Consider the following 17,031-nt stretch of genomic DNA (forward strand, 5'->3'; position numbering starts at 1 on the left):
TTCCCCCTGACCGGCCGCCGGGCTTGCCGCCCGGTGGGCCGCGGTGGAGATGCAACGGGGAAGGGGGCCGGCGGGTGGGGAAGAACGGGCCGCCCGCCCCGGCCCAGCACGTCCCACAGGAGGTTCGCCATGGCCATCGCGCGGGCAGAACTGGCCCGCCGGGCCCGGGAGCTGGCCCGGCGGGTGCAGGAGGAATGGTTGGAAAAGGAGGCGGGGAGCGGAGCGGGGGGCGAGGGGCGGCCCGGGGCGGATTCGGGCTGGGCGCTGGCGCTGGCCGGCTCCGGCGCCACGGGCTTCCGGGACACGGTCTCGCGCCTCGACCTGGTGGCCGCCGGCCCGGCGGAAGCCGTGCAGCGGCTGCGCAACCGCCTGGCGCCCCACGGGGAGCCCGGAGGACCCGGCTCCCTCCACCGGCTGCCCGCCTGGGCCGGCGGTGGCCACCTGGCCCTTCTGGCCTGGGACGAGCTGGCCGCCGCCGCCCGCCGGCCCGATGAGGCCACGGTGATCCTGCTGGGCGCCGCCGAGCCTCTGCTGGACCCCGGGGGCCGGCTGGCAGCCCACCTGGCCCCGTTGCGGCAGCTGCCGCCGGACTGGTACCGGCAGCAGGCGGCCCGGCGTTACCGCGCCCTGCGGCGGCGCACCGCCTCCATGGCCTGGAACCTGCGCCGGGGCCAGGCCTTCGCCTTCCTGGCCGGGTTCGTCCAGTGGCTCGAGCATTTCCTGTTGCTGTGCCGCTACGCCGACGGCGAGCCGCCCGTCGACCGCAAGTGGCTCCTGCAGGCGGCCATGCGCACCTCCCTGGGGCGCCAGTGCCGGGCCGATCTCTACGCCCTCTTCTCCGGCCTCGGCGAGATCGCCACCCTGGGAGGAAGCTACGATCCGAAGGAGAACCGGCTTTACGGGACCATCGCCCGGCTCCACGGCCTGCTGGCCGCCGCCCTGCGCCAGCGGGGGCTGCTGGACGAGCGGGACGAACCGAGGGACGACACCAGGGAGGAGACCCCGTGAAGCTCTTCGCCTATGGGACCCTGCGGCGCCGCGGGCGGATCGAAGCCCTGGTCGGCCGCCGGCTGGACGAGCCGGTACCGGCGGTGCTGGAGGGCTACCGCCTCTACGATACCGGCCGCGGCTACCCGGTGATCCTGCCCGAGCCGGGCCACCGGGTGCAGGGGGTGGTGTGGACCATCGACGAAGCCGACCTGGGCTACCTCGACCACTACGAGGGGGCCGACGAGGACCCGCCCTATTACTACCGGCGCCTGGTCCAGGTGCAGGTGGCGGGACGGCCGGTGGAGGCGGTGGTTTACGTCGGCAACCCCGTGGTCTTCGACCGCCTGGTGCCGCTGGAGGCGTACTGAAAAGGGCGCACTGCGCACTGCAAGAAACCGGCCGGCCCGGCGGCGGAAGCCGCCGGGGTTTTTACGCTTATGGCCTCACATCGACCCCGCGGGGCCGTCTCCCCAGCTCGGGGCCCGGCGTGCCCATCCCCGTCCCCGGCCCCCGACCGGCGGCCGCCGCCCGCGGCGCCCGGCAGCGGGCCTCTTCCTCCAGGGCCTGGCGTTCCGTCCCGGCCGGCACCGCCAGAAGGGAGGCGGCGAGCCGGGCCCGGGTCCGCTGAGCGTACCAAGCCTCCGTAGCCGCTGCTGCTTCGCACTGCGCCTTGACCGCCAGGTGGCCCCTTCCCGCCGTGCACCCGCGCACAAGGCCGGCCGCCATCCCGCATACACTGCCCCGGAGCCGGTCCCGCCGGGCCGGACCGGCAGGGAGGTGGGGACATGGCGGGCGGCGCACTGCACGACCCGTCCCATCATGGGGAGGCGGAACCGCCGCAGGCCGGGCGCAGCCCCCTGCCACCGGGCTGGCCGCGCTGGCTGGCGGCGGTGGAGGATGGACTGGTGCGAGCTGCGGTGGCCGGACTGGTGGCGCTGGTGGTGATCCAGTCCCTGATGGCAGGCCAGGGGCACCTGGCGCTGGACACCTACGGCCGGGTGCTGGAGGACTGGGGATACCTCCCGGTCGCGGCGGGCCTCGAGCCTGCCGCCCCGGGCGCCGGGCCCGGCCATGGGCAGGCCGGGCATGGGCAGGCCGTCCTCACCTTGGCGGGGCACGGGCCGGGAACGGTCCTGGTCCTGCTCAACGGGGTGCCGGTGGCCCAGCTGGAGCCGGGCCAGACCCGCCCCGTGGTCGTCCGGCCCGGCGACCGGCTGGTCCTCCGTTCCGCAGCTCGTGCGGCAGCCCTGGTGGAGGTGGTCCACGTGGCAGGCCCCCTGCACCGGCCCCGGCCGCATACGCGCTGGCAGGCTCTCCCCCAGGGCACGCCCCTGCCCGTGGCCTGGCAGTGAGCAGGGTCCGGCGGGGTCACGGCCGGCGGGACCGGACCGCCGGCCCGCACCTTTCCGTGGTATAATTGCGGGCGATTGGAATGGCGCCACCCGCCGCAGAACCCGGAGGCGGCCTTGGCAATCCCGAGGCGCCAATCCAGATACAAGGAATCCGGCGGGCGGTGTCGAAGAAGCGGAGGGAACCGGCGTCGTTGAAACGCGTGATCGCCATCGATGGCCCGGCGGGAGCCGGCAAGAGCACCGTCGCCCGGCGGGTGGCCACGGCCCTGGGTTACCTGTACGTCGATACCGGTGCCATGTACCGGGCCATGACGCTGAAGGTGCTCCGGCATGGCATCGATCCAAGAGACCGCCAGCGGGTGGCCCAGCTGGCCCGCGAAACGGACATTGCGCTGGCAACGGGGCCCGAGGGGGCCCCGCAGGTCGTTCTCGACGGGGTCGATGTCACGGCCCACCTGCGGGAGCCGGGGGTCGACCGGGCGGTGTCCGTGGTGGCCGCCATCCCCGAGGTGCGGCAGCGCCTGCTGGAGGTCCAGCGGGAACTGGCCCGCCGGGGCCGGGTCGTCCTGGAAGGCCGGGACACCGGGACCCATGTGGCACCGGAGGCCGATCTCAAGATCTTCCTCACGGCATCGCCGGACGAACGGGCCCGGCGCCGGTACCTTGAGCTGGTGGCGGCAGGCCATCCGGTGACCCTGGAGCAGGTCGAAGAGGCGCTGCGGCAGCGGGACCGGCAGGACATGACCCGCCCGGCCGCGCCGCTGCAGCGGGCTGCGGACGCCATCGAGATCGACACTACGGGGCGCACCATCGACGCCGTGGTGGAAGAGATCCTGCGGTACTGCCGGGAGGGCGAGTAGGTGCTGTACCGGTTCGCCAAGGGACTGTTCTGGCTGCTCTTCGCCCTGGGGTACCGCTGGGATGTGCGCGGGCTGGAGAACGTACCGGCCCGGGGACCGTTGCTGGTGATCGCCAACCACTTCAGCTGGCTCGACCCGCCGCTGGTGGGTACGGTGTTGCCGCGAAAGGTGCATTTTATGGCCAAGCAGGAACTGTTCCACAGCCCGGTGGCCGCCTGGGTCCTGCGGCGCCTGGGCGCCTTCCCGGTGCGCCGGGGCCAGCCCGACCGCTGGGCCCTGCGCCACGCCCTGACCCTGCTCGGCCAGGGCAAGGTGGTCGGCCTCTTCCCGGAAGGGACCCGTAGCCGGGGCCCCCTGCGGCCCTTCGAACCGGGCGCCGCCCTGCTGGCGGTGAAGTCCGGTGCGCCGGTGCTGCCGGTGGCCATCACCGGCCCCTACCGGCTGGGCCGCCGGGTCCGGGTCCGCATCGGGCGTCCCTTCCGGGTGGACCGGGCCGGAGGGGAGGGGACCATCGAGGCGGTGGCAGAAAGGATGCGCGAGGCCATTGCGGCGCTGCTGGATGAACCCGCTCCGGCGGGTCGCCACGACGCCGCATCCCTGTAGGTTAAGCCGTTCGAAGGGGGTCGTGTCGAGGATGGACCAGATCCGCGATCCACAGGCGGCGGACCGGGACGGGACTCCCGGCGCCGCGCCGGAACAGGGGGTGACGCCCGCCAGCCCGGAGCCGCACCTGAGCCCGGCGGCGGCGGAGGCCGCCGCCGGGGCGACGGAAGCCCTGGCGCAGCTGAAGCAGGAGGCCGAGGAATCCGCCGAGGCCGCCGCTGAGCGGGAGGCCGGCGTGGCCGAGACCGAGGGCGCCGACCGGCCGGCGGGCCAGCCCGAGGGCGAGCCCGGCGACGCCCAGTCGCCGGATGAGGCACCCGCCGCTGCAGCCGGCGAGCCGGGCGGTGCCGCCCCCGCAAGCCCGGGTCCCCAGGGCGACGGCGCGAGTGGAACGCCGGCCGCCGCGGCAGGGGAAGGGCCGGCCGCAGCCGGCGAGGGAGAGCGGGAGGCGGCGACCTCACCCGCCGGGGGTCCGGCTGCGGAAACGGCTGGAGCGGCCCGCGGAACCATGGACGAGCAGCTGGCGCCAACCCGCCTGAGCCGCGGGCAGGTGGTGACGGGCACGGTAGTGCAGGTGGCCGACGATCACGTCCTGGTGGACGTGGGTCACAAGTCCGACGGCACGATCCCCCGGAACGAGCTGCGGCTGCTGGGCGGCAAGCAACCCGAAGAGGTCTACCAGGTGGGCCAGGAGATCCCCGTGGTCGTCCTGGGCTTCACGGACAAGGGTGAAGGGGGCCTGCTGCTCTCCCACCGGCGGGCGGTGGAGCGGGAGGCCTGGGACTCCCTGCGGCGGGCTTACGAGGCTGGCGAGCCCGTCGAGGTGCCGGTGGTCGAACAGGTGAAGGGCGGCCTGGTCTGCGACGCCGGGGTCCGTGCCTTCATGCCCGCCTCCCACGTGGAGCGGGGCTACGTGGCCGACCTCAGCCATTACGTGGGCACCACGGTACGGGCCAAGATCATCGAGTTCGACCGCAACAAGCGGCGGGTGATTCTCTCCCGCAAGGAGCTGCTGGAGGAGGAGGCCCGGCGCCGGGCGGAGGAGACCCTGGCCAGCCTGGAGGAAGGCCAGGTGCGCACCGGCGTGGTCAAGGGCCTCACCGACTTCGGCGCCTTCATCGACCTGGGCGGGGTGGACGGGCTGCTCCACGTCTCGGAGATGCACTGGGGCCGCATCGACCATCCCCGGGACCTGCTGAAGGAAGGCGACACCATCCAGGTCAAGGTGCTCAAGGTCGACCGGGAACGGGGCCGCATCTCCCTCAGCCTGAAGGAGCTCATGCCCGACCCCTGGAGCGACGTGGAGCGGCGCTACCCCGTGGGGGCGACGGTCAAGGGTACTGTGGTCCGCCTGGTCCCCTTCGGCGCCTTCGTGCGGCTGGAGCCCGGGGTGGAAGGCCTGGTCCACATCTCCCAGCTGGCCGACCACCGGGTGGAGTCGCCCGACGAGGTGGTCCACGAGGGTCAGGAAGTGGAGGTGCGGGTGCTGCGGGTCCAGCCGGAGGAGCGGCGCATCAGCCTGAGCATGCGGTCGCCGGCCGAGCCGCGGCGGCCCCGGACCGAGCGGCCGCGGCGGTCACCCGAACGTCCCCAGGCCCAGGCGCAGGAATCGACCCCGGCCGGTGACGCGGGCGGGATCACCATCGGCGAGATGTTCGGCGATCTGCTGGAGGAGACCCGCGACCGGCTGGCAGGCGAAGGGGAATGAGCAGCCCAGTGCGGGGCCGGTGCGGCTGCCGCCCGGCCCTTTGAGGCGGTCGCAAAAACCGCACGTGTCGACCGGGAGGGGGCGTGTCCCCGTGGGCGCGCCCCCTCCCGGCTTTGTCGCCGTCCGGGCAGGCCCGGGACCAGGCCGGGGACCCCGCGGTGCAGCGTGGGGAATGCTTATGGCGAGGTGGTGGCCTTGACCGGAACGGGGATGCTGGCGCTGGCCGCGGTGTTGCTGGCCCTCGAGGTCGTTCCCGGCACCCGCCGCCTGGGCGTGCCACCGGTGCGGTTGGCCGCCTGGGGGCTGGCCTGGATCGCCGCCGCCTGGGCCGCCACTTGGCCGCTGGCGACGGGCCCCGGCTGGCTGGGCATCAGCCCTGGTGGCGCCGCCTTGCCCCTGGTGGCCGCGGCCTGGTGGCTGGCCCGCCTGCCTGCCCGGGAGCGTCGCCGGGGGCTGTCCGGCCTGGCGCTGGTGGCCGGTCTTGGGTACGCGCTGATGCGGGTTCTTCCCACCAGCTTGCCGGGGTGGGTCTCCCCGGCCTGGGCAGCGGGGGTCATCACCGGCGTGCTGGCCTCCCTGATCCCCCTGCCGGCCCCGGGCAGCCTGATCCTGGCCACGGCCGGCATGGTGCTGGGCCAGGGCGGTCTGGCCGCCGTCCTGGCCGTTTCCCTGGCGGGCGGCGGGCTGCCCGCCGCCGCGGCCGTTCCCGTGCACTTCACCGTGGCGGGGGGCGAGGCCTATGACGCCCTGGCCGCTGCGGCCCTCACCGCCGGAGCCATGACCATCCTGGGTGGTGACCTCCCGCCGCCAGGGGAGGAAGGAGACCAGGAGGCCGGTCGCCCGTGACCGGAGGCCCGGGTGGTGCCGGCAACCGCCTTCCGGCCGCGGCGGAGGAAGTGGCATGGAAGGGGGACGGGGGCGGCCCGCCTGCCGGCAGCCTGCCGCTGGTGGTCTACTACTGTTACGGGGGCACCCACGCATCGGTGGTGTCGGCGGCCCTGCACCTGGGCCTGCTTGACCCGCGCCGCCCCCCCGAGACGGCCGAGCTCCTGCGGCTCGACTTCTTCGACCGCAACGAGCGCGAGGAACACGGGCGCCTGCTGCCCATGGGCCACGGCAGCGGCGCCGACGGCGTGTTCGTGCTGGGCGCCGAGGGCGCCGGCGATGCCTTGGCCCGCTGGTGCCTTGGCCTTCTGGCCCTGGCCGGGGACCCCCACCGCTGGCTGTTCGTCAACGTGCTCTCGGAGGTCAACCTGGCCATGAAGGTCGCCGGGTTCGTCTCCCGGCGGCTGGGCTGGCCCCGGCTAGCGCGGCCCCTGCTGATCCAGGGGGTGCGGGCGGCCTTTCCCCACCTGGTCCGGCGGGTGGAGGGGGCGCGGCGGGCGGCGGCCCGGGGCCAGGCCGGTATCCTGTACCCGGGGCATCACCCCGCCACGGCACCCGGCCGGCGGCACGACGGGGTTGCCGGGCCGGCGGGCCGCTCCCCCGGACCGCCGGCCGGACCCGGCCGCGCGGTGGACCCGGCACCGGCCGGCCCGGGCGACCGGGCGGTGTTCTACGTGGCGGGAGGAACGGCCCACCGGGCCCTCCTGGCAGCCTACCTGCACCTGGGCCGGCTCGACCCGCGGCGGGCGCCGCGCCCCGGAGAGGTGGCCGGCCTGCCCCTGCTGGCCGTACCCGAAGCGGCGGAAGCAGGGCGCATCTTCCGGGTAGGAACCGATTCTTGCGGGCGCCAGGTTCTGGCGGCGGGGGCCGGCGGGCCGGACGACCTGGCCGTACGCGCTGCCGGCTCGCTCCGCGCCCTGGGGTACCTGGGCGGCCGCGGGGCGCCGCAGCCTCCTGGCGCGCTGGACCAGGGGCCCCTGCCGGCTTGGCGGTTCGTCCCCGTGGGAGACAGCCTGGCCTGGTGGGAGAAGCCCTGGCTGGCCAGACCCGCCGAGGCCGGGTTCGACGGCGGCACCCCGCCCGTTCGCGGCGGCAAACCCCGGCCGGAGCCGCCAGGGACGGCCGGTGGCGGCTGGCGGTGGCGCTGGCAGGTGCGGGCATGGACCCGCCGCTGGCACCGGCTGGCCGAACTGGTGGAATCGGCCCGCCGGGCGCCCTGACCGGGCGGCAGGGCCCCAGGACCCCCGGCCGCCGGACCGGGGGCGCGGCTCGCACCCGGCGCGGCCCGTATCCTCCCCCAGGGCGCCCCGGCATCGCCATGCTTCGCGTTGACGCTGTCGCGCGGCCCCTGGCATGATGATACGGGCAGGCCGGGGAGGGGAGGACAGGCGTGAAACCCGTGGTGGCCATCGTCGGGCGGCCCAACGTGGGCAAGTCGACCCTGTTCAACCGCATCATCGAGCGTCGCCTGGCCATCGAGGACGACGTGCCCGGGGTCACCCGCGACCGCCTCTACGCCGACACGGACTGGGCGGGCCGGGAGTTCACCCTGGTGGACACCGGCGGCCTGGCCGAAGGGGACGACCCGCTGACCGTGCAGGTTCGGCGCCAGGTGGAAGCGGCCGTCCGGGAGGCCGACCTGCTGATCATGGTGGTGGACGGCCAGGCCGGCGTCACCCCCGCCGACGAAGAGGTCGCCCGCCTTCTCCGCCAGTCCCGCAAGCCCACCATCCTGGCCGTGAACAAGGTGGACGACGCCCGCTGGGACGGCGTCCAGTACGACTTCTTCCGCCTCGGCCTGGGCGAGCCGATCCCGGTGGCCGCAGGCCCGGGGCGCAACGTGGGCGACCTGCTGGATGCCGTGGTGCGCGGGCTGCCCGCTCCTCCGGCGGACGAACCCGGCGACGCCGGAGACCGCGGCCCCTGGGGCGAGACGGGAGAGATCGCCGTCGCCATCGTGGGGCGGCCCAACGTGGGCAAGTCGTCGCTGGTCAACCGGCTGCTGGGCGAGGAGCGGGTGGTGGTCAGCGACATCCCCGGGACCACCCGGGACGCGGTGGACGTGCTCTGGCGCCGCGGCGAGCGGGTGTTCCGGTTCATCGACACCGCCGGCCTGAGGCGCAAGAGCCGGGTCAAGGACGACGTGGAGTTCTACAGCACCCTCCGGACCCAGCGCGCCCTGGCCCGTGCCGACGTGGCCTGCCTGGTGCTGGACGCTCGGGACCCGGCCACCGAACAGGACAAGCGCATCGCCGGCATGATCCTGGAAGAAGGCAAGGCCTGCGTGCTGGCGGTGAACAAGTGGGACCTGGTGGCCAAGGGGCCCGATACCGCCGACCAGTACCGGGAGGCCCTGTACCGGGAGTACGACTTCCTGCAGTTTGCTCCCGTCGTGTTCCTCTCGGCGCTGACGGGGCAGCGGGTGGACCGCCTGGTGGAGGTGCTGGCCGGCGCCGCGGAGAACCACCGGCGCCGGGTGCCCGAACCTGTGTTGCGCAAGGTGCTGGATGACGCCCTGCTGGTCCACGAGCCTCCCTCCCGCAAGGGCCGGCGCCTGCGCATCCACCGGGTGCGCCAGGTGGCGGAACGGCCGCCGACCTTCCTGTTCCTGGTCAACGACCCCGAGATCGTCCACTTTTCCTTCGAACGGTTCCTCGAGAACGTCCTGCGCCAGGCCTTCGACTTCACGGGAACGCCGGTCCGGCTGATCTTCCGGGCACCTGCGCGGGGCAAGGGAGCAGCCGCCGACGATTGACCCCGGGCGGCCGGCGAGGGGGGCAGGAGCCGGCGTCAGGGGTGGAAGAGGGGAGAGCGCTCCATCCATGGTTTTTTTGGCGGGTATGGGATGGTGGGGGATGGCCGTCCTGGGCTATTTGCTGGGCTCCCTGCCCTTCGGCCTCTGGCTCGTGCGGGCCACGCGGGGGGTTGACATCCGCCGCTACGGCAGCGGCAACATCGGCACCACCAACGTGCTGCGGGTGGCCGGACCGCGGGTGGCCGCCCTGGTCCTGCTGGCCGATGCCGCCAAGGGCTGGCTGCCCGTGGTCCTGGCCCGGGCGGCGGGCCTGGGCGAACCGGCGGCGGTGCTGGCCGGCGTGGCCGCCATGGCCGGGCACAGCTGGTCCATCTGGCTGGGCGGCAAGGGCGGCAAGGGGGTCGCCACGGGGCTGGGCGTGCTGCTGGGGCTGGACCCGCGGGTGGCCCTGGCCGCCTTCGGCGTCTGGATCGGCGTGGTGGCGCTGAGCCGCTACTCGTCCCTGGGCTCCATCAGCGCCGCCGCCAGCGTGCCCCTCTGGATGATCCTCTGGCATGCCCCCGCGGCCCACCTGGTCTTCGGGGTCGCCGCGGCCCTGGTGGTGCTGGTGCGGCACCGGGCCAACATCCGCCGCCTGCTGCGGGGCGAAGAGTTGCCCATCACGCTGAAGATCGACCCGCGGAGGGAATAGCATGCGGGTGGTGGTGGCCGGCGCCGGGGCCATCGGCTGCCTCCTGGGTGGCCTCCTGGCGGCCGGGGGGCACGAGGTGATCCTGGTGGGCCGGCCCGACCGCCTGGAGGCGGTGGCCCGCCACGGGCTGGTGCTGGACCCGCTACCCGGCTCCCCCGGCAACCCACCGGGACCGGGGGCGGGAGCGGGCCGGGACGGTCCGGGGATGGCCGGCGTGGCTCCCGGGGCGGGCCCCTGGCCGGTGGCCGTGGTCCCGTCGGTGTGGGAGGCCGCCCGCGGCCCCGCTCCGGACGCCGTGCTGGTCACGGTGAAGATGCCTGCCCTGCCCCAGGTCCTGGCCCAGGTGGCCGCTGCCTGGCCGCCCGCAGCCTCCTCCCGCCCTCCTCGGGTGGTCACCTTCCAGAACGGCATCGGCGCGGAAGAACAGGCCGCACGCCTTCTGGGCGCCGGCCGCGTCATCGCGGGCACCGTCACCCTGAGCGCCGCCCTGGAAGGCCACCGCGTCCACATCTACAATGCCCGCCGGGGCGGCATCGGCCTGGCTCCCGTGCCCGCCCCCGCGGCCCGGCGGCCGGCGGGCCCGGCCGCCGGGGGGCCGGACCGGGAGGCGATCCTGGCCTGCCGCGCCCTGGCCGCGCGGTGGCAGGCCACCCTGCCCGTGCCCGTGATCACGGCCCGCGACGCCGCAACCCTGAAGTGGTCCAAGCTTTTGCTCAACCTGGTGGGCAACGCCGTCGGTGCGCTGCTGCAGTGGGACGTGGACCGGGTCTTCCGCCACCCGCTGGCGGCGGCCGTCGAGGTGCGGAGCCTGCGCGAGGCGGTGGCCGTGGCCCGCCGGGCCGCCCCCCGGCTGGTCGACCTGCCGGGTTATCCGGTGCGCTCGTTTGCCCGTTGCGTCCAGTGGCTGCCCCCACCCCTGTTCCGCACGGTGGTCGGGCCCCGGGCCGCCGGCGGGCGGGGCGGCAAGCTGCCCTCCGTGGCCCTGGATGTGGCCGCCGGCCGGCATCCCACGGAAATCCAGGCGCTGCACGGGGCGGTGGCCCGGACGGCGGCCTCCTGGGGAGGCGAGGCGCCCCTCTGCGCAGCCCTGGCCCGGCTGGTGGACCGGGCGGCTGCCGACCCGGCCGAGCGGGCCCGTTTCCGCGACCGGCCCGATCAACTGCTGGCCGCCCTGCGCCAGGAAGGGGCCTGGCCTGCCTGAGGGCGGCCGCAGGAGCCTGCCGGGCCGGCCGCCTGCCGGGCAGCCCGCCCGGCGGCCCCGGACCCATCGGGCTGGACCAAGGCACGCCGCGGACGGCGGCGGCCAACCTCCCGGACCGCAACTCGTACCCGTCGGCAGGGGCTTCCCGGGGCCCCGGGCCGGAGGTCCCGGCCGCCCCGGGCCGGCCGGTTCGTCCCACCCCGCGACATATCCCCTCCCACCCCTCATATACATGGTACTGGCCTCGGACAGGGGCTGGCCGCTGTCTGACCGACCAGCCGGAGCCGCGGGCACGGCGGCAGCATCGGGAGGGAAGGCGCGTGGAGCGTTACGACATCTTTCAGGACATTGCCGAGCGCACCGGCGGCGACCTCTACATAGGCGTGGTCGGTCCGGTGCGGGCGGGGAAGTCCACCTTCGTGAAGAAGTTCGTGGAGCTGCTGGTCCTGCCCAACATCGCCAACGAGCACGACCGGCAGCGCACCCAGGATGCCATTCCCCAGAGCGGGGCCGGCCGCACCATCATGACGGCGGAGCCCAAGTTCATCCCCGACGAGGCGGTGGAGATCCAGGTCAAAGAGGGCCTGACGGTCCGGGTGCGGCTGGTGGATTCCGTCGGCTTCCCCGTCCCCGGGGCCATCGGCTACACCGAGGCCGACGGGCCCCGCATGGTGACCACCCCCTGGTTCGAGCAGGACATCCCCTTCGAAGAGGCCGCCGTGGTCGGCACCCGCAAGATCATCAACGAGCACTCCACCCTGGGCATCGTGGTGACCACCGACGGCAGCTTCGGCGAGATCCCGCGGGAGAATTTCGTCGAGGCGGAGCAACAGGTCATCCGCGAGCTGAAGGAGCTGGGGAAGCCCTTTGTGGTGCTCCTCAACACCGCGGACCCCCTGTCGCCGGAGACGGCCCAGCTGGCCGAAACCCTGGCCTTCGATTACGACGTGCAGGTGATCCCCATCGCCCTGAACCGGGTGGGCGAGCGGGACCTTTTGGTGGTGCTGGAGCAGCTGCTCTTGGAGTTCCCGGTGCGGGAGCTGGTGGTGCGGCTGCCCGCCTGGGTGGAGGAGCTGGACCCGGACTTCTGGCTGCGCCGCCACTACGCCGAGGCCATCCAGGCCACGGTCCAGAACGTGGAGCGCCTGCGGGACGTGGAGCGGGCCATCGACCAGCTGGGCGAGTACCAGCACATCGAGAAGGTCGAGCTGCAGGAGCTGGATCTGGGCACCGGGGTGGCCACGGTGGACGTGACGGTGCCCGAGGACCTCTTCTGGCAGGTCCTGGGCGAGATCAGCGGCATGGAGATCCGCGGCAAGGAGACCCTGGTGCGCCTGATCCGCGAGCTCAGCCAGGCCAAGGCCGTCTACGACCGCATCGGCCGCAGCCTGGAAGAGGCCGACGAGCGCGGCTACGCCGTGGTGATGCCCGCCCTGGACGACCTGGTCTTCGAGGAGCCGGAGCTGGTGCGCAAGGGCGGCCAGTTCGGCGTCCGGCTGCGGGCCAGCGCGCCCACCCTGCACCTGTTCCGCACCGTGGTCAGCACCGAGGTGGCGCCCATGATCGGCTCCGAAAAGCAGTCGCAGCAGCTGGTCAACTACCTGATGGAGAAGTTCGAGGACGACCCGCGCAAGATCTGGGAGTCCGACATCTTCGGCAAGTCCCTGGACGAACTGCTCAAGGAAGGCATCGAGGACAAGATCCGCTCCATGCCTGAAAACGCCCAGGGGAAGATCCGCGAAGCCCTCGAGCGCATCGCCAACGAGGGCAGCGGCAACCTGATCTGCATCATCATCTGATGCCGCCAGAGGGGGTGGGGCAGGTGGACCCCCATTCCACCGGCATTGCGGTCGCCGTGCCCCTCATCGCCGGCCTGGTGGAACTCCTCAAGCGCCAGGGCATGCCCACCCGGTGGGCGCCGCCCGTGGCGCTGCTTTTGGGCACGGCGCTGTCCCTGGGCTACGCGGTGGCCGGCCAGACCCTCTGGTTCGAGGCACTGATCCAGGGGCTGGCCCTGGGGCTGGGCAGCATGGGCCTCTACAGCGGGGTCAAGTACTACCGCCGGCCCCGGGAATGAGGGCCGGCGGTCTCCTTCCCGGCAGCGGAAGGAACCCGGCGGCACGGGGCCGCCGGATCGTCATGCCTGGGTCGGCACCTGGTCCCCCCCGACCGCCAGCGGGTACTCGGTGATGGTGCCCTCCACGATGCGGAAGGCCCGCAAGACCGGCGGTTCCGAAGCCAGGGAGGCGATCAGGTAGTACGCCTCGGGGTAGTAGGCGTAGCGCACGTCGGTGGCCGAGGGGTAAGCGGGCGAGCGGGGGTGGCTGTGGAAGATGGCCCACAGTTCCTCGCCGCGCTCCTCCATGGTGGTGAAGATCCGCAGCTGGTCCTCCGGATCCACCGTGTAGCGGACGGGGGAGCGGTCGGCGTTCCGCGCGGGGTAGTAGGCCACGGGTTGTCCCTGGCGCCCGCCCACGATGCCGCAAGCCTCCAGCGGCGCCTCGGCCCGAGCATGGTCCAGCATGGCCGCCACCAGCGCAGGGGGAAGGACCAGCGGGGGAGTGTCCCCCGCCCCCGCCTCCAGCCCGCCGCGCCCCGGCCCCCCGGGTTTCCCGCTCACCGCCCCGATCCCGCCTCCACGGGCAGCCGGTGATTCCGCCAGGCGATCATGCCGCCCTTGAGGTTGTACACCGCCGGGAACCCCGCTTCGTGGAGGAACTCGGCCGCCAGGCGGCTGCGCTCCCCCACCTCGCAGACCATGAGCAGCGGCCGCTCCGGATCGATCTCCTCCAGCCGGGCCCCCAGCTGGGACAGGGGCAGGAGCCGGGCGCCCGGAATGTGATCGCGCTCGTACTCCCACGGGTCCCGCACGTCGATGATCTGCACCCGGCCCGCCTCCACCAGGCGCCGCGCCTCCACCGGCGAGAGCTCCGCCGGCCCCTGGCCGGTGCCGGGCAGGGCGGCGACCCCGTCCGCGGCCGATTCCCCCTGTGCCGCACGCGCCCCGGGCGCGCCCGCTGCCGCCGGCCGCGCCTGGCCCGCCGCCTGAGCGGCAGCGGGGACCGGTTCGTCCTGCGGCCGGCTCGCGCCCGTTGCGCCCGGCCGGCCACCGGTGGCGTGCGTCGCCGCCGGCGCGGCCGGGGCGGCCAGGCGCCCGCTGGCCCGCTGCGCCGTGCTGCCCGGCAGGGGCACGCCGCAGAAGGCCTCGTAGTCGATCAGCTGGGTGATGGTGGGGTGATCCCCGCACACCGGGCAGCCGGGGTTGCGCTGCCAGTGCAGGATCTGGTAGCTGGCGCTGAGGGCGTCGTAGATGAGAAGCCTCTCTGCCAGGGTCTCACCGATGCCCAGCAGGATCTTGATGGCCTCCAGCGCCTGGAGCGTCCCCATGTGACCGGCCAGGGCGCCCAGCACCCCCGCCTCCGCGCAGCTGGGCACCATACCGGGCGGCGGCGGGGCGGGGAAGAGGCAGCGGTAGCAGCCCCGCCCGGGCATGAAGACCGTGGCCTGCGCCTCGAAGCGCAGGATGCTGGCATCCACCAGGGGCTTGCCCAGCAGCACGCAGGCGTCGTTCACCAGGTAACGGGTGGCGAAGTTGTCGCTGCCGTTGATCACCACATCGTAATCCTTCAGGATCTCCAAAGCGTTCTGGGAGTTGAGGAAGGTGCGGTGCTCGACCACCCGCACGTCGGGGTTGATGTCCTCCAGGTGGCGCCGGGCCGCCTGGGTCTTGGGCCGCCCCTGGTCGTGGTCGAAGTAGAGGATCTGCCGGTGGAGGTTGGAGACCTCCACCCGGTCGCCGTCGATGATGCCGATGGTGCCCACGCCGGCCGCGGCCAGGTAGATGGCCGCCGGCGAGCCCAGGGCGCCGGCCCCCACGATGGCCACCTTGCTGTCCAGCAGCTTGCGCTGGCCCTCGACGCCCACCTCGGGCAGGCGGACGTGGCGGGAGTAGCGCTCCATCTGCTGCTCGGTGAGGAGAGGCCCGGCGGCCGGCTCGCCCGAGCCGCCCGCCATGGCCGGGATCAGGGCCACCTCGTCGCCGTCCTGCAACGGGGTGTCGGCGCCCTGCAGGGTCCGGATCTCCCGCTTGTTGACGTAGACGTTGAGATGGTGGGCAATGGCCTCGCCCTCGAAGAGCCGCGGGCGCAGGTCGGGATACCGCTGGGCCAGTTGCTCGAGGAGCTCCCGGACGGTGGTCGCCTCGACCTGCAAGCGCGCCTCCCCGGTAATGGACCGGTACGGCGTGGGAATGTACACCTCGACCACGCGCAACACCTCGCCCTCCTGGGGGTCGACGGCGGCGGCGCCGCCCGAAGCCACCCAAATACAATCTCACTGACTACTATACATGGAATTGGCGGCGATGAGGAAGGTATAGCAAAACCCCGCGGGATGGACCCGCGGGGTTTTGCGGTCGGGCTGCCCGGATTTGAACCGGGGACCTCTACCACCCCAAGGTAGCGCGCTAACCAAGCTGCGCCACAGCCCGCCACGAACTCGACGCCATTCTAGCACGGGCTTCCCGATCCCGCAACACGGTCCCTGCCACCCCGCCACCCGCCGGCGACCGGCGCCGGCAGGTACCGGGCTGCCCGGGTCGCCGCCGCGCCGGGCAGGCCGCCCGGCACAGGGGCGGTCCCGGCCGCCACGGCGCGCCGGGTGGAACCTCGCGGGAGCCGGCCGGCGGAGCCGGCGGGCCCGGTCCCCGGCCGGCCAGGTCCCGGCCAGGGGCGGCGCCCGGGCGCTGCATAGAGCCGCCCGGCCGGGGGCATCTTCTGGCAGGGAGGTCCAGCGCATGCACCGGCACCCTTGCCCGGATGAACCGTCTTCGCCCTCGGGCGGCACCATCTGGTGGCTGGCCGGCCCCGCGGCCGGCGGGGTCGGGACCTACGTGGAGGCGGTGGGGCGCCAGCTGGTCGCGGCCGGCGCCAGCTGCCGCCTGATCACCGTGCCGGCCGGCGGGTCCTCGGCCTGGGGCGCCCTGCGCGCCCTGGGTGCCCAGCTGCGCCACCAGGCCGGCTCGCCCCGCCTGATCCATGCCCACGGCCTGAAGGCGGCCCTGGCCGCCTCCCTGGCGTGCCCCCGGGTTCCGCTGGTCATGACCCTCCATACCTTTCCCACCGGCTGGTGGCAGCGGCAGGTGGCCCGCTGGGTGGCGCGCCGCTGCCGGGCCGTGGTGGCCGTCTCCCGGGCGCTGGCCACCTGGGCCGCCGTGGCGGGGATCGTCCCGGCTGCGGCCCCCGGCCGGCCGGCCCAGGTCCACGTCCTGGTCCCGCCCCTGCAACGCGTTGGGACGGCGCTCCTGCCGCGCCAGCGGGCGCGCCGGGAACTGGCCCTGCCCGACGTGGGCCCGGTGGTGGGCACCATCGCACGCCTCAGCCGGGAGAAGGGCGTCGACGTGCTGCTGCGCGCCGTGGCCCTGGTCCACCGTCACGGGTTGCCCGTGACCTGCCTGGTCATCGGTGCGGGGCCTGACGAACCGGCCCTGCGCCGGCTGGCCGGGCGGCTGGGCATCGGCGCCTGGGTGCGCTGGGCCGGCCACCGCCAGGAGGCGGCCCGCTGGCTGCGGGCCGTGGACGTCTACGTCCAGCCGTCCCGCCAGGAGGCATACGGCCTGGCGGCGGCGGAAGCCATGGCTGCGGCCTGCCCGGTGGTGGTCAGCCGGACCGGTGGCCTGGAGGATCTGGTCCGCGACGGCATCGACGGCCGCCTGGTACCCCCCGGTGATCCCGTGGTGCTGGCCCGGGTCCTCTTCGGCCTCCTGCGCGACGAGGCGGCGCGGCACCGCCTGGCCCGGGCGGCAGCCGCCAGGGCGAGCCGCTGGCCTGACGCAGCGCAGGTTGCCCGGCAGCACCTGCAGCTGTACGGCCAGCTGGCGACCCCGCCGGCCGCGGCCCGCCGCACCGGCCGGCTCCATCCGGCGGAGGAGAGGCGGTGACCGTGGCCCCTTCCGCGCGCACGGCTTCCGGTGCCGGCTCCCGGCCAG

At 74.2% G+C, this 17,031-nt stretch carries 16 protein-coding genes and 1 tRNA gene; 14 read left to right on the plus strand and 3 right to left on the minus strand.

Annotation, left to right across the window (positions count from 1 at the left end; all coding sequences use genetic code 11):
• Nucleotides 1-129: 129 nt before the first annotated feature.
• From THESUDRAFT_RS10825 to THESUDRAFT_RS10890, 13 genes are all read left to right on the plus strand, one after another.
• Entirely contained in the window at nt 130-1,008 is an 879-nt protein-coding gene (locus THESUDRAFT_RS10825) for a hypothetical protein (protein ID WP_006904832.1), read from the plus strand.
• Entirely contained in the window at nt 1,005-1,358 is a 354-nt protein-coding gene (locus THESUDRAFT_RS10830) for a gamma-glutamylcyclotransferase family protein (RefSeq protein WP_006904833.1), read from the plus strand. Before THESUDRAFT_RS10825 ends, THESUDRAFT_RS10830 begins: the two co-directional genes overlap by 4 nt.
• A gap of 417 nt (nt 1,359-1,775) precedes the next feature.
• Nucleotides 1,776-2,342, plus strand: a complete 567-nt coding sequence (locus THESUDRAFT_RS10840) for a hypothetical protein (RefSeq protein ID WP_006904835.1) — start codon at nt 1,776-1,778, stop codon at nt 2,340-2,342.
• 191 nt (nt 2,343-2,533) lie between these two features.
• Entirely contained in the window at nt 2,534-3,202 is a 669-nt protein-coding gene (gene cmk, locus THESUDRAFT_RS10845) for a (d)CMP kinase (RefSeq protein ID WP_006904836.1), read from the plus strand.
• Nucleotides 3,203-3,805, plus strand: a complete 603-nt coding sequence (locus tag THESUDRAFT_RS10850) for a lysophospholipid acyltransferase family protein (RefSeq protein WP_006904837.1) — start codon at nt 3,203-3,205, stop codon at nt 3,803-3,805.
• A 31-nt stretch (nt 3,806-3,836) separates the two neighbouring features.
• On the plus strand, nt 3,837-5,513 hold the full coding sequence (rpsA, locus tag THESUDRAFT_RS10855; protein ID WP_006904838.1) for a 30S ribosomal protein S1: 1,677 nt from the start codon (nt 3,837-3,839) through the stop codon (nt 5,511-5,513).
• Nucleotides 5,514-5,678: 165 nt separating this feature from the next.
• Nucleotides 5,679-6,359: a hypothetical protein gene (locus tag THESUDRAFT_RS10860; protein ID WP_169328746.1), complete on the plus strand. Its 681-nt coding sequence runs from the start codon at nt 5,679-5,681 to the stop codon at nt 6,357-6,359.
• Entirely contained in the window at nt 6,356-7,618 is a 1,263-nt protein-coding gene (locus THESUDRAFT_RS10865) for a DUF3189 family protein (protein WP_006904840.1), read from the plus strand. Before THESUDRAFT_RS10860 ends, THESUDRAFT_RS10865 begins: the two co-directional genes overlap by 4 nt.
• Before the next feature lie 170 nt (nt 7,619-7,788).
• The gene (gene der, locus THESUDRAFT_RS10870; RefSeq protein ID WP_006904841.1) at nt 7,789-9,153 is read left to right on the plus strand and encodes a ribosome biogenesis GTPase Der; all 1,365 of its coding nucleotides are present in this window, start codon (nt 7,789-7,791) and stop codon (nt 9,151-9,153) included.
• 100 nt (nt 9,154-9,253) lie between these two features.
• Nucleotides 9,254-9,844 carry a glycerol-3-phosphate 1-O-acyltransferase PlsY gene (gene plsY, locus THESUDRAFT_RS10875; protein WP_207635465.1) on the plus strand — a complete coding sequence of 197 codons (591 nt, stop codon included), beginning with the start codon at nt 9,254-9,256 and terminating at the stop codon, nt 9,842-9,844.
• Between the two features lies 1 nt (nt 9,845).
• On the plus strand, nt 9,846-11,045 hold the full coding sequence (locus THESUDRAFT_RS10880; RefSeq protein WP_006904843.1) for a ketopantoate reductase family protein: 1,200 nt from the start codon (nt 9,846-9,848) through the stop codon (nt 11,043-11,045).
• Between the two features lie 320 nt (nt 11,046-11,365).
• Entirely contained in the window at nt 11,366-12,844 is a 1,479-nt protein-coding gene (spoIVA, locus tag THESUDRAFT_RS10885; RefSeq protein ID WP_006904844.1) for a stage IV sporulation protein A, read from the plus strand.
• Between the two features lie 23 nt (nt 12,845-12,867).
• On the plus strand, nt 12,868-13,122 hold the full coding sequence (locus THESUDRAFT_RS10890) for a hypothetical protein (RefSeq protein ID WP_242823405.1): 255 nt from the start codon (nt 12,868-12,870) through the stop codon (nt 13,120-13,122).
• A gap of 60 nt (nt 13,123-13,182) precedes the next feature.
• Here the strand turns inward: THESUDRAFT_RS10890 and THESUDRAFT_RS10895 are convergent, their stop codons facing one another.
• The 3 genes from THESUDRAFT_RS10895 to THESUDRAFT_RS10905 all read right to left on the minus strand — a co-directional run bounded on the left by THESUDRAFT_RS10895 (nt 13,183) and on the right by THESUDRAFT_RS10905 (nt 15,534).
• Nucleotides 13,183-13,665 (minus strand): M67 family metallopeptidase, encoded by a 483-nt coding sequence (locus THESUDRAFT_RS10895; RefSeq protein WP_006904846.1) that lies wholly within the window; start codon nt 13,663-13,665, stop codon nt 13,183-13,185.
• Complete coding sequence (gene moeB / locus THESUDRAFT_RS15205) at nt 13,662-15,311, minus strand: molybdopterin-synthase adenylyltransferase MoeB (RefSeq protein WP_156821951.1); 1,650 nt, start codon at nt 15,309-15,311, stop codon at nt 13,662-13,664. The genes THESUDRAFT_RS10895 and moeB overlap by 4 nt, the downstream gene beginning before the upstream one ends.
• Before the next feature lie 148 nt (nt 15,312-15,459).
• Nucleotides 15,460-15,534, minus strand: a tRNA-Pro gene (locus THESUDRAFT_RS10905).
• A 306-nt stretch (nt 15,535-15,840) separates the two neighbouring features.
• Here THESUDRAFT_RS10905 and THESUDRAFT_RS10910 point away from each other — a divergent pair.
• Nucleotides 15,841-16,983, plus strand: a complete 1,143-nt coding sequence (locus tag THESUDRAFT_RS10910; protein WP_006904848.1) for a glycosyltransferase — start codon at nt 15,841-15,843, stop codon at nt 16,981-16,983.
• Nucleotides 16,984-17,031: the final 48 nt, after the last annotated feature.

This window comes from Thermaerobacter subterraneus DSM 13965 (assembly GCF_000183545.2).
Lineage (GTDB): Bacteria > Bacillota > Sulfobacillia > Thermaerobacterales > Thermaerobacteraceae > Thermaerobacter > Thermaerobacter subterraneus.